The sequence below is a fragment of the Fervidobacterium riparium genome (assembly GCF_025370035.1).
Taxonomy (GTDB): Bacteria; Thermotogota; Thermotogae; order Thermotogales; family Fervidobacteriaceae; genus Fervidobacterium; species Fervidobacterium gondwanense.
Map to the genome: position 1 here is coordinate 2151618 of NZ_CP009277.1, position 15670 is coordinate 2167287.

General features: G+C 36.9%; 12 protein-coding genes. 11 read left to right on the forward strand and 1 reads right to left on the reverse strand.

Features of this window, described 5'->3' with window-relative positions; all coding sequences use genetic code 11:
* Positions 1-5: 5 nt before the first annotated feature.
* The 11 genes from IB67_RS10240 to IB67_RS10290 all read left to right on the forward strand — a co-directional run bounded on the left by IB67_RS10240 (position 6) and on the right by IB67_RS10290 (position 14812).
* Positions 6-1457: a sigma 54-interacting transcriptional regulator gene (locus tag IB67_RS10240; protein ID WP_072760977.1), complete on the forward strand. Its 1452-nt coding sequence runs from the start codon at positions 6-8 to the stop codon at positions 1455-1457.
* Between the two features lie 21 nt (positions 1458-1478).
* Positions 1479-4409: a hypothetical protein gene (locus tag IB67_RS10245; protein ID WP_072760975.1), complete on the forward strand. Its 2931-nt coding sequence runs from the start codon at positions 1479-1481 to the stop codon at positions 4407-4409.
* 622 nt (positions 4410-5031) lie between these two features.
* A complete protein-coding gene (locus tag IB67_RS10250; RefSeq protein WP_084634446.1) occupies positions 5032-5184 on the forward strand; it encodes a DUF1232 domain-containing protein in 153 nt (50 codons plus the stop codon).
* A gap of 669 nt (positions 5185-5853) precedes the next feature.
* Positions 5854-7284, forward strand: a complete 1431-nt coding sequence (locus IB67_RS10255; protein ID WP_072760971.1) for a TIGR02710 family CRISPR-associated CARF protein — start codon at positions 5854-5856, stop codon at positions 7282-7284.
* 118 nt (positions 7285-7402) lie between these two features.
* Positions 7403-7978, forward strand: coding sequence for a hypothetical protein (locus IB67_RS10260; protein ID WP_072760969.1), 576 nt, complete (start codon positions 7403-7405; stop codon positions 7976-7978).
* An 80-nt stretch (positions 7979-8058) separates the two neighbouring features.
* Positions 8059-8895: a hypothetical protein gene (locus IB67_RS10265; protein ID WP_339747786.1), complete on the forward strand. Its 837-nt coding sequence runs from the start codon at positions 8059-8061 to the stop codon at positions 8893-8895.
* Between the two features lie 346 nt (positions 8896-9241).
* A complete protein-coding gene (locus IB67_RS10270) occupies positions 9242-9460 on the forward strand; it encodes a hypothetical protein (RefSeq protein ID WP_339747789.1) in 219 nt (72 codons plus the stop codon).
* A 101-nt stretch (positions 9461-9561) separates the two neighbouring features.
* On the forward strand, positions 9562-9921 hold the full coding sequence (locus IB67_RS10275) for a hypothetical protein (RefSeq protein WP_339747792.1): 360 nt from the start codon (positions 9562-9564) through the stop codon (positions 9919-9921).
* 1627 nt (positions 9922-11548) lie between these two features.
* Positions 11549-12610 carry a protein kinase domain-containing protein gene (locus IB67_RS10280; RefSeq protein WP_339747751.1) on the forward strand — a complete coding sequence of 354 codons (1062 nt, stop codon included), beginning with the start codon at positions 11549-11551 and terminating at the stop codon, positions 12608-12610.
* Positions 12611-12622: 12 nt separating this feature from the next.
* The gene (locus IB67_RS10285) at positions 12623-14089 is read left to right on the forward strand and encodes an FHA domain-containing protein (RefSeq protein WP_072761045.1); all 1467 of its coding nucleotides are present in this window, start codon (positions 12623-12625) and stop codon (positions 14087-14089) included.
* 27 nt (positions 14090-14116) lie between these two features.
* Positions 14117-14812, forward strand: coding sequence for a hypothetical protein (locus tag IB67_RS10290; RefSeq protein WP_498875315.1), 696 nt, complete (start codon positions 14117-14119; stop codon positions 14810-14812).
* Here the strand turns inward: IB67_RS10290 and IB67_RS10295 are convergent.
* Entirely contained in the window at positions 14805-15554 is a 750-nt protein-coding gene (locus IB67_RS10295) for a transposase (RefSeq protein ID WP_498875164.1), read from the reverse strand. The genes IB67_RS10290 and IB67_RS10295 overlap by 8 nt on opposite strands.
* Positions 15555-15670: the final 116 nt, after the last annotated feature.

The following is a 15670-nucleotide window of genomic DNA, read 5'->3' on the forward strand; positions in this document are numbered from 1 at the left end:
GTTCCATGTCTGCAGGACGGTCGGAAGGGAGTAAATTAAAGGTTTGTTTTGTTGTTGATGATGAATTGGAAAGTATTGTAAAGAATGTAGTCAATAGACTTGGTGTTCAGTTCAAAGCTAAGGGTGAGAAGGTTAATTTGGTAAATATTATTAAAAGGTCAGAATTAAAGAATCCCAAGGAGATAGAAAATAAAAAGGTAATATGGATTGTGACGGGTAATAGTTTTGACAATAAAGTTGGAAATAGCGGGAACGATATGTATATACTTATCATAGATAGGGCGCTTGATATAGATTTAATTAAGAAATTTTTGACTCACGATGTTGTTGGAGTATTTAGAAGAGAGAGGCTCGAAGGAGAAGGGCTCGAGTACGAAGAGCTTGGGAAATTTGAGAAGTTACTCAAGGATTTATTGAGGGAAACTGACGAAAATATCATTGTTGAAGAAGATACAATGTATGAAATGATACGGGCGAAGGATATTGAAAATTGGAAATTCGTCGTTAAGAGAGAAGAAATAGCGGAAAAATACGAGGACATAAAATACATCTCCGTTTTCCTTGATCCATCAATGCGCGAGTTTTCTAAAAAGTTAAAAACTATCATCGCTGATTTCAAGAAAAGTTATGAAACAATGACCAAGTTTGTTCGTGATAAAAAATATCGTAATACTCCTCGAATGGAGAGTCATGAGAAGCTACAGGATATTTCTAAAAAGTTTATTGAGTTTTTTAGTAAAAATAGATATTTTAAAGTCCCATCGCTCTTGTTAGAGGGAGAAACTGGAACTGGCAAATCGCTCATAGCAGAGATTATAGCCCGCGAAGTTCTTGGAGAACACCACTTCAAAGAAGAATATTACAGGCAGTCTTTAGTGAACGTGGAAAAGCAATTAATTGACTCGATACTCTTTGGAACCGAGAAGGGAGCGTTTACCGATAGTGTAACTAAACTTGGAAGGATTACAGTATCCTGTCCGGGTATTCTTTTCCTCGATGAGATTACAGAAGTACCTCCCGATGTTCAAGCAAAGCTCTTGACTTACATGGACGACAGTGTAGTCCATCCTGTTGGTTACACAGGAGCTGAAAAGATCTATGCACCAACCCATATCATTGCAGCGACAAATAAGGATTTGAAAAAAGAAATTCAAGAGGGTAGTTTCAGAGCGGACCTATACTACAGGTTCAAATACCGTTTGACTATTCCACCATTGAGAGAAAGGGTTGAGGATATAAGGTTCTTGATCAATTTCGTACTTTTGAATCCTAATGTCAATCCATTCGACAAGGAAGAAGGCTACAAAATTAAAAAGATTTCGCTTAACGCGATTAAAAAGCTTGAAAAGAGAAAGTACGCTGGGAATTTTAGAGAGTTTGAAGATGTGCTTAGGAACGCAGTTCAACAGGCTCTTTACGAAGGTTTGAACATCATACTTGAACGACACGTTCAATAATGGAAACTGGGGGTTTGGAAGATGTCGTATATTGAAAAAGAGAGAAAGTTTCTTATAAAAGAACGAGGGGCATTTGAGAGAATTTTGGACAATGGTTTGAAGTATGAGAATGGTGTAGTAACTTTAGATAATAAAGATAAGAAGAATAATATTGTAAAAAGGATAGGTATTATACAGTGGTACTTAAGAAAAGACGACGATGAAGAGGAGCGAATGAGGTTCGAGATGATAAAGTCCGACATAGGTTTTACTAAAAAATGGATTCGGACTGTTAAGAAAAAGCTCTCAGATAACAATGATTATGGTCTGAACAGAGAAGAATACGAAGAAATCATCGATGGAATTGATGATTTTATGTCAAAGAAACTTAAGAACAGTGATGTAGTGATGAAAATCAGGTACAAACTTTTAGATGTGCCTGAAGTGGTCATCGATGAGTTTATCTATCCTAAGGTTGATGGGTTTTTGATGGAGATTGAAAGTGTAAAAGGTGTAGAATTTAACGATTTCAAAGTACCACCCGAGTTAGAAAATGCGGTGGAAAGATTGGATGAAAACAACCAGGAACGTTATATGAACAAAAACTTAGCCGAACCTTTTGAAGGGTTAAGAGGAATAATAAATGCAAACGAGACGAACTGTTTGATAAGTACCATAAGTTATCTGAGAAACCGCATACTTGATAAAACAACAGTTGTCATGCCAGTGGGTCTGAGCTTTCGAGGTTACTTTAATGATGGAAATAATAGACCTAAGAGCACCGAAGAACAGGAAATGCTATTTGAAAGTCTTGTTGACTTTTTTGAGACAGGAGTTAGACCAAAACGTCCACCTGCAGAAATTGAGACATTAGCTTTAATCAAGAAAAAAGGCTACAAAATAAAGAATGTTGTATTGATATCTAATCGACCATGTTGTAAGAATGATAATGAAAACAGTGTATATTGTGAAACTATTCTTGAGCTCTTGAAGAACTTTTTGAGCAAGGATAGAGGAAAGTTGGACAATGTATTGGTCTTGTCTAACGGTAGTGAGGACTTTGCTGTGTTGGATGATAGTAAATTTCCGGAATTGCCATCACAGATTCTGTATATGCTGTATTTTCTTTTTAAGGCTGATAGAGATCAAGAATTTGAAAAAATATACATCATAGAAACCCCGTTTAGCAATGAGGGTACAACGACAAAGGAAAACTTGGAGACAGTCAAAATTGTTTTAAAAAAGATGGATAAATTGATGGAAAATGTTGGTGAAGATGATTCTGAGATTATTATGGATATCGCACCTGGTGTTAAGATGATAGGTCTTGCACTCATGCTCTGGGGGATATTTAGAAACAAAGACATTTACTATAAACATGAAAGGCAGGAAGAGCTTTTGCGTATTCCCAGGGTTGTAGTAAATTGGGATACTTACTACGTTGATAATATCATTTCAACACTTAACTCAATTCTCGACTCTGGTGTGGAGCCTTCTTGGACAGAACTTTTGCAGATACATGACGATGTTGCTGCCCTTTTTAATTTTGATAATAGTGGTCAACCAGTTGCTTTCTATGATATTCACTCAATTAAGAAGGAGTATTCAAAAAAGAGAAACCTTCCTTTTGGATACGGAGAGCAACTCTTGAAGGTTTTCAGAAGGAACCCTGAGCTTGCTGAATATATTGAATCTGGAATCTTGGAGAAATGGAACCACATGTGGATTGGGGACCAAATTCCTGAAACTGTGGAACACTCGCAAAGACACAGCAAAAGGCTGATGGATTTCTTGACAGGTTTGATACTTAAAATGGATGAAGATAATTTCTTTGCACCGTTCGGTTATAATGAACTTTACAAGAGTTACTACCAAAACATAACTTACAAAGATCTGATCTATTTCCTTCTGATAGTTTCCATAAACGTCCATGACCTTGGACATACGTATCCAATTTACAAAATTGAAAAATTGAAAAAGACTCTCCATCTTGATTCCCTTCCATCGCTTGTACGCGATGTGCATAACGAACTAACCGTTCAGCTTTTGGATAATGAGCATTACAACGTACTTGCTTTCCAAAAACCATTTATTGGAAGCGGGAAAGAAAGTGATAAAGGCTTGACGCTGACAAGGATATTCGGTAGAGAAAAGGCAGTTGCTGTTAAGAAAGCACTGCAGCTGATTTCTAAATATCATAGAGGATATTTAGCAGTCGAAAGAGATGATGAAAGCGAATCAAAAGACTTTGCTGAGATACTTGGCGTTGATACTTCGAGTTTGGAAAGTTTAATGAGCGACCCACATTCTGAATGGTATGTGGACGATGAACTTGAAAGAAAGGTGATTAAGTTTGTTGTGAAGTGGTTGAAATTCATAGATGCTACGGACGTTCAGGCAGATAGAATAGTAACAGACGCTTATCACTTTAATAGACTGCTAAGAACAAAAAACGAATGTCTTTATCTTATTGATAAGTATCAAAGTATTGATATTCCGGAAGAAACTTCTAAATATAAAGAAACCAAAGCAGAACTTTTGAAACTCAAGGAATTCTTAGAGAACGAGCAATATATAGAAGCCGAGAAAACGGCAAAATATGTAGAAGAGAAAATCGTTTACCCAACAATTAAGGAATTGATAGATGAATATTCTGAGAGTGTGAGAGTTCCTGAATTCATACAATTAGCTGATAAGATAGCATTCAAAGCGCGCCAGTTCAGTCATTTTGATAAACACAAGTCTGTGCGAATGGTATACGCAAAGTCTTTTGGAATAAACACGCTAAGTTCCGGTGAAAATGGTAGAAAAGCATCTCTTGGATTGCAAATCGTGAAGAATTCCGAAGTTGAGACTGATGAAGAAACTTTGAAAAAGATAGAAAAGGACATAAGAGAGGAGTTTGAAAAAGCTAAGCTTTATATTGAGTACAAGTCGGTATGGGATGAGTTTGAATTGAAGATTCAAAGATAATGAGAAAAAATTAAGGAGCTTCCCTGTGATTTCAGGGAAGCTTTTTTTGTTATATCTTCCAAGCAACCCATAAATCCCCACCGAGTCTTCAACCTCGTGTAAAAGGCATCTTAAGCTGGTCTTCTGTCTTTACTTCCCAAGGACAAGCCATCTATCCAGCTATATGTCATTTGTAATACATGAAACCATTTTACGAAATTAAATATAACAACATCAGAAATCCAAAAACTTGTATTTATAAGAGAAATTCAAACTTTTGCCTCCAATTGTCATATGTAATACACGGAAGCCACAAGGCAGATATAGCTTAATCGCGGGAAATCAAGAGCAGAAAGGAGGTGAGGAGAATGGAGTTTCTCGAAGAAAAAATGGACACCCTCATGCCAGAAGAGATAGTCATGAGCTCCTCGCCAATCGACGGACTTGCATACAGCATAGTTCTAGTCATAATGTGAGTAGTTGGGGTTCTCAAAGCCATCGAAGAATTGTCCGAGTAACATAGTCTCATCCCGACCCGAAAGCAAGTAAACATCTAAAGGTCTATCCACCGAGCGTGGACAGTAAATCCTCGCACGGTGTTCTCTTGTAAAGAACAAAATATGGAGGTGAAACTGGAATACCGATGTTCGATCTTCCGCTGGTATTGGCTCTTCTAACCCTGATATCTCCTGTGGATTTTATTCCTGACTTCGTACCGTTCATGGGAAGGTTCGACGATTTTATAAGTATTATCTACATAATCTACAAACTTGCTAAAGCTTTCAGACGTGCGTGAGTTTGAATTACGAGTACCAACAGCAACACGTCATGAGAAAAGCCTGATGGATTCACTTTAAATGTCATTTGTAAATCACGGAAGGTTATTAACAATTTCGATTGGGGGTGAGAGTTGAACATGACTTATCCAAGGAATAAACAAACGAAGGAAGGTGAGACAGACGCAAAGATTCAAAATCGAAGAGCAAGTGGGTGAGATCCAAGTAAAAAATCAAATTATGAAAACACATAGGTATAGCCTTATAGTCTTATAATTCATTTTCCATTCTATTCTTAATCAACCCTGGGAGGAAAGCATTGACATTTCCTCTCCAGGGATTTTTTGTGAAAATACCCATTGTTATCTTCAACACCTTCCTAACCAAAAATCCTACCTTCCAATTCTTGCATATTTTATACCTACTCAAAGTACTCTTCCAAATTCATGCTAATCTTTCGTACGGTTCGTTTGGAAAATGCATTCAGGCGTTTCAGACGTTAAAAGTCATATGTAATAACGGAACCAATAACATACAAGGTTGGTAAGTTAAAGAGTTTCTTCACGGACGAATAAATCGGCATGAAAAAGATTATGTAACATATGATATTTCATGAATGTTATAATCAAGATATGTCAAATGTTCATATTAGCCTTCCTACTAAAAAATATTAAATAGGGGGTGAGATGATGGAAAGCATTTCAAAGGAAGTTCTAAACCAAAAATGGGAAGAGTACAAGCAGGAGGTGAAAAACGGCGCTAATCCTCAACAGTTGTACCAAGAGGAAATCTGGCCATCACTTTTAGCTCTTTGGAAGGAAAATCCTATTGTTAGTCCAGAATTCAAGAAGTTTGACGTTTCAATACACACTTTAGGTACAAGTCCTGAAGCAACTACGCTTGCTATTCTCGGAACACAGGCTGATGAGATCTACATTCTTCACACTCCAGAGACACAAAAGCATATAGAGAAGATAGAAGCTGATACTGGTAAGAGAGTTTATCCTTTGGAGATTCAAAAGAGCGACGTGACGAAGATATACGAAAAGGTCGTTGACATTATCACAAAGTATGAAGACAAAGATATAGCTCTTGATATAACAAGTGGAACAAAAGCGATGAGTGCCGGACTTGGTGCAGCGGGTTTCTTTTTCAGAAGATTTTTCGATAAGATTAGAGTTGTATATATCGACAACGAGGAATACGATACAGATTTGAGAAGACCAAGAGCAGGTGCCGAGAAATTAGTTATTTTACCGAGCCCTCACGAAGTGCTTGCCGATGTTGATGTACTACTTGCAATCGAAAAATACAGGTCAAAAGACTTTTATACAGCTCACGACCACTTAATCGCTGCTCGAAGAAAAAGCGGCAATGAAAAATTCAAAGTCTTTGAAGAATTATGTTTAGCATATGGAAAATGGTATGCTCTTGAAATAGGAGTCGCTGCAAAAAGGATGGAGGAAGTCTTAAGAAATTTAGAAAAAGACCAATTCATGAATGACCCACTGAGAAAATATTACAATGTTTTCAAGATACAGAAGCAAATTCTTGATGCAATTAAGGATGTTATCTATAGCAAGGAAGAAAAAAGTTTTGAGAACAAAAAAGGCATACTTGCTTTGGCGGAAACACTATTGTGGATTGCTAATAAATATGGGACTGAAAACAAAATACTCTCTTCGCTATATACCTACCGTGCTTTCGAATTGCTATTGCAACTTAGATTGTACAGCTTAGGAAAAACCTTTGAGACAAGCTCGCTAACCGCTGAAGAACAGAATGCACTTATCGATACACTGAGGAAGATCTTTGAACAAGTAGAACAAGAACTACGTCCAAAACTTGGTTTGCTTCAAATTTTAGTGTATCTTCTGAATGTAAAAGATGAGTGTACAACTAAAGTTATATCCGCAGAAGATGTTAGAAATCTTGCATTTATGGTAAGCACGCGCAATTCCTCGATACTTATCCATGGACTAAACATTCCCGAAGATAAGCAAATAGAAAAACTCAAAGAGAAAACCGAGAAGTTACTGAAAGAAATCAAGAGAACAGAAAGGCTTGACTTTTCAATTCAGCCAGTCAACATTGATTACAAACTTGTGTTCGGACATTGAAAGATAATTCTATTCATTACCCCTGGGAACAATCCCAGGGGGTTTTTTATCATTTCTTTTCTTGCCGGTACGGAAACTTCCAATAACTATTTTGAATCTTCAAGTGGGAGGTGTCAGAGTGTTCAACAAATCCCAAAGACTCTTCTTAGTTTCCCTCATATTATCCTTTATTGTTTTGCTCCAATCTTGTGTACCTAACGAAAGTATTGTGAATGCCCCGTTACACGGTTGGACAATTTCGAGCAAAAAAGACCCAATGACTGGAAATGAGATTTGGTATGCTATTTCACCCGAAGTAAAATCGCTTGAGACAATGACCTTTCCATATTCAGACACAAAGGCAAGGCTCATTGTAGCAACAGACGGGCAAACTGAATGGACGTACATATGGTTCAACAACGCACCCAACATTGCAGATTTCGACTTTGGAAGTGGGGGATATCTTGTTATAAACACGCGAATAAAGTGGGATAACCAGGAACCAGAATACACTACGTTTTACCAAGAACCGCTGAGTAACTTCTTGAATTTTGGAAACGATGCGTATATCATTAACAAAATCCTTAACCATGGAAAATTAATGGTCGAACTCAATTGGTACAGCCAAGGATATGTACACTTCGAATTCTCACTTGCAGGTGCCAAAGAAGCAGTTAAGCAGATAAGAAGCAAGTTCAGTAATCAAGTTCAGTAATTAAGCTATATTTATCCTTTTTTTCCGTACCGGCTCTCTTTACAAATCTACAAATCTTAGGATTAGGAGGGTGATTGAACGTGAGGAAAGTATTTGGGAAAGTATTGCTCTTTCTTGTTGTGCTCTTAACATTTTTCGGTGTATCATCGTTTGCGGACACACAAGAGGCTACAAAAGTTAGTTTAGCGGTTATGGAAAACGACGATATTAGGATAATCGTGGATTTGGAAACGTACGTTGGTTCTTTGTTCGACATATTAGCAAACACAAAAGTTTTGCGTTTGACAATTACTAACAAGACAGGACTACCTTTGAAAATCATATGGGACGAATCTCTATTCACTGACAACTACGGGAAACCCGTCAAACTAATTCGTGAAGGTCAAAAGTTCATAGACGCAACGCGTGCTCAGGTTCCGACAGTAATCTTGCCTAATTCTACACTTTCAATTATTGCAGTCCCAGAGAGTCACATTTATTACTCAGGTGGTTGGCAAGTTCTTGGAATCTCCGGAATTGTTTCCAATAGAAAGTTGTTTGTTACATACGAAGTTAATGATAAAAAGAAGTACATAGAAACAAGTATAATAATAGAATTGCCATCGAAATCTTCTAAAAACCAAAAAACAAGGATCACTTTTCCATTTTTCAATATTCTCTACCCTGTTTCTGACAAAGAAGGAAACATAACAAGTTACAAAGGTTTCTCGGCACTTCTCTTGGGATACGTGGAAAAGAACTATTATGGACCTCTGAAATTCAGCTCGTGGAACAACTTCTGGCATTGGGGAACGGCATTTATTGTACTTCCATATATAGGTATAGGAACTGAATATGTCAACGGTGACGGAACGTTTGCATTTTCGCTTTTTACATTATACGTAGTCCCATTCTTTGAACTTTCAGTTTCATTCTAGCTTTGATATCATTTTTGTTTTCTAAACCGCCTCTATTTTTGAGGCGGTTTTCTTCTTTTAAGAATTGAAAAAGTCATGTCAGATTTTGCAGATTCTTACGTTTTATATATTGTAAACCGCCAGAAGTTTCTAGTTGGGAGGTATTCCTTTGATTAGGAGGAAAGAGGAAAAACGTGTGAGAAGAAGAATTCGTAAACACCGTCTTCCTGTTTGGATACCTATTAAAAAAAGAAGATTATTAGAAAGGTTAGGTTTAATTAGACCTTCGTGATATCTCAATACCTTTGCGGTTTACTTATGCTGTTATTCTGTTAAGTATTTGACTTTAGAAAAGGAGGTCTTTTCAGTGTGTAGATTGGCTATTTTTAACAACATGGGAATAAAAGGGAAATGGCTTGATGCACTTACAATGTCAAGAGGTGGAGACGGGAACGGATTTGTTAGCACACAAGATATAGAGCCAAGACTTTTTAAAATTGGTCAGACCAAAACACCGTTATTGATGATTTACATGTCAAGAAATGGTTCATCGAAGGAAGTTATGAATATGAGCACAATAACTTAGAATTGCCATGGCTTGTTTTCCACACTCGGTAAGCATCGTTCAAACCAATCTACCTTGAGAATGTTCATCCATTTATCGCACATTCAGACGAAAGAACAGTAATGTTGATGCAAAACGGACACGAAGCAGACAACGTTCGAGTTCTTGCAAAAGAAGCTGGCATACCGTTTGATGGCACAGATTTTAAAACAATGGCAAGAATCATAGCCGAGACTGGTGATATTAATTATCTAACCCAAACACGAAGCAACTGGTTTATCTTTCTAAGAAACAACAGCGAGGAAAACTGGAAACTATACGTTGCATCATATCGGATAAATGATCCGTTACATATATATGGAAACTTAGATAACACTTTCTACATAGCCTCAGAAAAACTGGAATCTGAGCACGAAACAAAAGCGTTCAAAGGAATAATAAAATTCAAAGTAACAAGTGAAAGGCTAATACCACTGAACTGATTAAATAATTTATTCTCACTTTTGACACACAGCCCTGCAGCAATGCAGGGCTTTTCGTATTTCTGGGCTGATAACGTATTAAACATTGATAACACGTTGCAATATACCGTAGGCTTTATGATATAATATAACTGTAAAAGCAAAATGAACCTTTTCTTTTTAATACAAACGCCCTAAACCGTGGAGACCAAAAGACAAATTTCGCATCACGATACTCACTAATAACCGCATAAATACTATACGTCCGGTCATTGGCAAGTTGATAATTTTTGCAAGCTACATCGTCGAAAAATCTTGTATTCATGCGCTTCTCCGTTGAATTTTAGGTATTTCATTTCACAAAGTGATTTTATTTTCTTCTTTCTCATATGTATTCTTCTTGCTTCTCGGCTTGTGATTAGACATAATCTAAAAAATTCTCTACCTATTGTTACGATAATATTTCAAAGTGAAAAACTAACTCAAATCATTTAGTCATCAGCACGTATTAAGGAACAAGTGCAAAAATAGGTAGGGAATCGGCATGGATTCAAGAAAATTTGCAACTGCTAGCCAAGTTAAAATAAAATTTAGATAGCCTAACTTTGGGGGTAGAGAAAATCGCATTCCAAACTCCATCTATTTATGCCTATTCTGGAAGGCAAGGTGAAAGGCACTCCTCTCTGAAAGAGATGGAAAGGTCTCCATAGAACATTTTTTTCTTTTTTTTATCCCATGCCCTAAATTGAAAGGCACTCCTCTCTGAAAGAGATGGAAAGGTCTCCTCCTAACGGGTTGAACATTATCCTTCCGGTTGGGAGGTGAAAGGCACTCCTCTCTGAAAGAGATGGAAAGGTCGATTAAATTTGAAATATAGTAATCTTTAAGTTTCTCCCGGTGAAAGGCACTCCTCTCTGAAAGAGATGGAAAGGTCAGTACGGAAATGTCGATTCCGACAAAAGTGGAGAACACAGGAAAAGTTTTTCTCTCTATAAGAGCTGGATAAAGTTAAGAAAAGCTCGGCAGTGTGCCGAGCTTTCTTTTTTATATGTGGTTTCTGCATATTTTTTGCTTTCTGTGTAATGTTTCCGTTTTTTTCCTGGAATTGCCTGCCTTGATTCTTTCGTTTGCGATATCCCTATCTTTGCAAATTCCAATTCAATAAAAGAAGATATTATAGTTGTGGTCATGTTTTGTGTGAAATGTCATTTGTATAATTGGAAGACATGTAAAGCACTTATAAATCTGTGCAGTGGTATGTGGTTAATAGATTGTCAAGATGATTCGTTGAGTATTTATTTATGTGATAAGTTTGAGTTAGTGTCTTTAGGGAAGCTTTTTCTGTGGGTTTTTTGATTTAGTGTAGGTGTTGGAAAAGCTCCGTTTTTGCGGAGCTTTCTTTTTTGTGCTTTGCGCATCTACATTATCATGGAGGGATTGGAATGTGTATACATGGAAAGAAAAAGAGTTCTAAGGAACCAAGTTTCGTGGATAGGTTTCTTGGGTTTCCTTCGATTCCTAAGAAGTAGTTTGTGATTGTACTGAATTTAAAGGCGCATAATTATTCGCCTTTTTTGTTTTTTTAGTATAAATGTCAAATGTAAAAACGGAATGTGAATTTAAGTTTCGTAATTATGGAGGTGATTTTATGTCAAATTACAGAGGTCAGAATATAGTAGTGTTAGGCGAAAACGAGATTTTGATTGAAAAGAATGGAAAGAAGTACCTTCTACCTCATTACATCGATGGGCAGAGATACGAGGTTACAGGAATTCTCAGTGCAAACACCGGTTTCGGATTGATTCTGAACGCTGTGGACCATCATGTTTTTAAAAGAAGAGTTCTGATTAAGGCAAGAAATTACTTTGGAAAAATTCGAAGAAATAATTTGGACAACAAGCAGTTCTTGGTCCAGGCAAGAAACGATATCAAGGCTGAGAGAAGGGTGCTTGAGCTCATAAGGGATATCAATATTCCAAATACGCCTGTCTTAAGAGACTATATAGAAGGTTACAATCCAAGCTTGAAGTGGCCCGAAGGTGATTTCTATGCCAAACCATACAAAGATCTTGAAGAAGAAGCTTACAAAGAGCCGTATATAGTTCTCCAGTATATCGAAGGAGATACTCTTGAAAATGTTTTGAATTCGCAAATCACTACTCAGAAGTTAACTTCTCCAGAGTGGAGGAAAACTGTTTTTAGTTTAGTTAAGACAATATGTAAGATTTTTAGAAAGTTGTACAGAATCGGCGAAAGACATGAAAGCATTGCAAAGATAATATATCAAGATTTGAAGCTTGATAATATTATCGTTACCCCATCGTGGAACTTCACTTTGATAGATTTCGGTGGCGTTGGAGTTATAAAAAAGGATAACAAAACTTACAATCTTGGAAGGGTATACACGCCAGGATATAAGGCACCTGAGATTGATTCACTTGCAAATCGGATGGTAGACGAAAAGGTTGATGTTTACACAATTGGCGTTGTAGTTTACCGATTACTTACCAAGGTTCAAATTACGACGGATAATATATTGCCAAATCAGACTTTGAAGTTTGATTATTCATTACTGAGTAAGCATAATAACAAATTAATTGAAGAGTTCGTTAGGAGGACTACCGAACCAGATCCTGACAAACGCATTGGGTTTGATGATATGACTGACATGGTTTATACGATCTTGAAGAATATCTTAACAAATCAATGAGGGGGGTTGAAAATGATTGAAATTGTCAGCAAAGATACGTGGATTAAAATCAATCTTAAAGATAGGAATTCTCTTGCTAATTCTGTAGAACCTATGCATAAATCTTCAGGGTATTTTAGCATAACACTGCGTGAAACTGAAAAGATGAAGGGGATACCGTATATTGTACTGTCAAGAACCCTTAAAGAGCCGAATGAGAATCAAATTGCAGACCAAATTGCTATTTTCAAACGTATTATTAGTATCAATAATTATCTGCACACGACGTTCCTTCCTGAGATTGTTGATTTTTATGTTAAGAGAAAAGAACATTCCGTCAAAGTGAGGATGGTAAAGGAGTTCTTTAAAGGTAAATTTTCAACAGTAAATTTCTATGACTATTTCAAAAGGGGGTATATGTACGAAGGTGGTGAACCTTCTAATACCAAAGACGAAATTTCAGATGTCGAATGGTATGCTGCTAAGAATACAAAGGTCGCTTATAAAAAGTTCCTTGATAGAGTTGTGAAACAGATTTTCGATTTCCAAGAGTATCTTTTCAGAAGGGGACTTATCCACGTTGGCATTTGTCCTTTTCATTTTTCTCTTGGTGTTGACTATGCAATAAAATTCTTTGGCGAAAGATACATCGTACGTCACAAGAATGGTGTAATCGATGACCCTGCAATTAGAGATGAGAGATATGGTTCGTTAGTCATTCCTGTTCATACTCCAGCAAAGCTGAGGAGATACTTAGAAGGTGAGGATGTCGAAGTTGGAGCTATCGAAGTATTCGCTTACCAGCTCGGAGTTCTGATTTTCAACACGCTTACAAGTTTTCGATACAATGGTAAAGAACTCAGTGAAGAACTAATTATGAAAGCTGATTTTGATATTGGTAGAAATGCAGCTGAGAGATTTAAGGATTTAATTTTGTCACTGACAAGTGAGGAGATTTTAAAAGCTTTAGATGTCTCGGATTTTGATTCACTTCGTAATGTTTTTTATGACAATCTCCACGAGTTGTTTGAACCATCTCTTGTAAGCAATATTGGGAATTCTGAATGGAAGGGAGATGAGATGATGCAAAGAGAATATATTTCGGATGATTTGTTTGAAAATCTTTTTGAAACTAAGCAAAATGCTGAAAAGAAAACTTTAACTGTAAGGGTGTATATCAATAAGGCATTGGTTATAGAAAAAATGTTTGGATATGATGAAGTCATAATTGGTAGAGCTAATCTTCTTAATTCGGTTGATGTTGATTTGTCAAAGCATGATCCAGACAAAATTGTTTCGAGAAAGGCCTTGAGAATTGAAAGAGATGTTGATGGATATTATGTAGTAAACACTTCGCACAACACTGTGGTGTATATAGCAGGTAACGGAAATAACAGAGTACAAGGTTTATTGAAGACAGATGAAAGAGTCAAGGTAAATGGGGTTATAAGGTTGGTGATAGAAGGAAAATTCGGCATTGAAATCGTCGAAATGGTATAAAGTCATCCGGAAAGAGTGGTGGTATACATGAAATTGAAACTCCTTGATACAAAAAGTTGGGAACTGGTCTCTGGAAATTCAGGAAATCAGCATTTAGTCAGAATAAATAAAGCTGCAAGGAGTTATAAGTTTTTCTTACTCAAAAATAAGAGAATTGACAATGTTAATTTCATTGGAATGGTTCCGATAGTTTCATCAGAAGAAGAGATTTTCTACAAAAGAAGGGTTATCGAAAGAAGTATTCGGATTTCAAATGAAGTGAAGATGGTGGAATTACCAGAGGTTATAGATTGCTTTGATGTGTTGACCTCAAGCGGATTCAAATTACCGATGGTTGTTACTGAATACATTAATGGAAGAAGTCTTATTGATTGTGTTGAGACGAATGGCTTGAATGGATACGAAGGCACGAATTGGAAAGATTATATCAATTTGCAAAGGTTATCTAGAATTCTCAAGAAATTGGTCAAAATCCAGGAACACTTTATGGAATATAACTTAGCACATATAGGCTTTTTCCCAGAGCACTTAATCTTGCAAGTAGATGATACTGTTCGAATAACAAGTTTTCGTTCGATAGTGGGGACAGAAGGTCAATACGTAACAGATAAGGCAATTCTTGAAGTTGAAAAATATGGCCCGTTATATCGCGAAGGGATTTCAGGAAGTATAATCTTCAATTATCAAATGAATAACACCCTGGCCAATGTAAAATCTAAGTGAACAGAACTGTGTATAGCTTCGGTTGTTTCTTCAGCATCCCTATCAAGTATGTTAACTCCTGCCCAATTAACCTTATCGTTAACTTCGTAAACAACGTCGCTTTGTTTATCTTCTCTATCACTAATCCCAGTTTCAACCTTTCAAAATAGTACTCTATCTCCCACCTCTTCCTGTATATCGCCCTCATCAGCTCACTTTTCATGAATTCTTCACCAGCTTTTCCCCTCGGCCTGATTATCTTTTCTCCTTCCCCTTCTGCCCTGAACTTTTTAACGTGATATCCCCTGTCTCCTATTATTAAACTACCTTTGCACCCTTTCGTCATTTCTATCCCTACGTCCCATTCTCGCCTCTCACTTACCTCGAAGTCCACTACTACTTTCTCTTTGCTGTTGTACAACGCATGCAATCTCTCTTTCTTATTTCTCAACTCGCTCGAATCTATCGCAAGTATGCTCCCTGCTACCTTCTTCATTATTCCTGATATCTTCGCTTTGTCTATATATTTCATCCGATACGTTAACGTCTGCCGAGTTGGTAACTTGTATGGATAATAGATATTCCCTCTCTTGACTTCATCGTAGAACTCCCTCACATACTGACATTTCGTCAAACACATTGCAATGATGACTCTTAATATGTCTAAATCCGAATATTTCCTCGTAAACATCCTCCTTGACCTCTTAAAGACAATTTTCGCAATAGCTTCTAATGATTTTTCTGGTATAATAACTTTGATCACGGGGAACTGTGCCTCCTTTCGTATTGATTGGTGTTCGGTACAATTTTGGCACGGTTCCCCCTTTTTGTTAACTCTCTTTTTTTATTTGTTAACTCATCCCTCCAATTTCACATCCC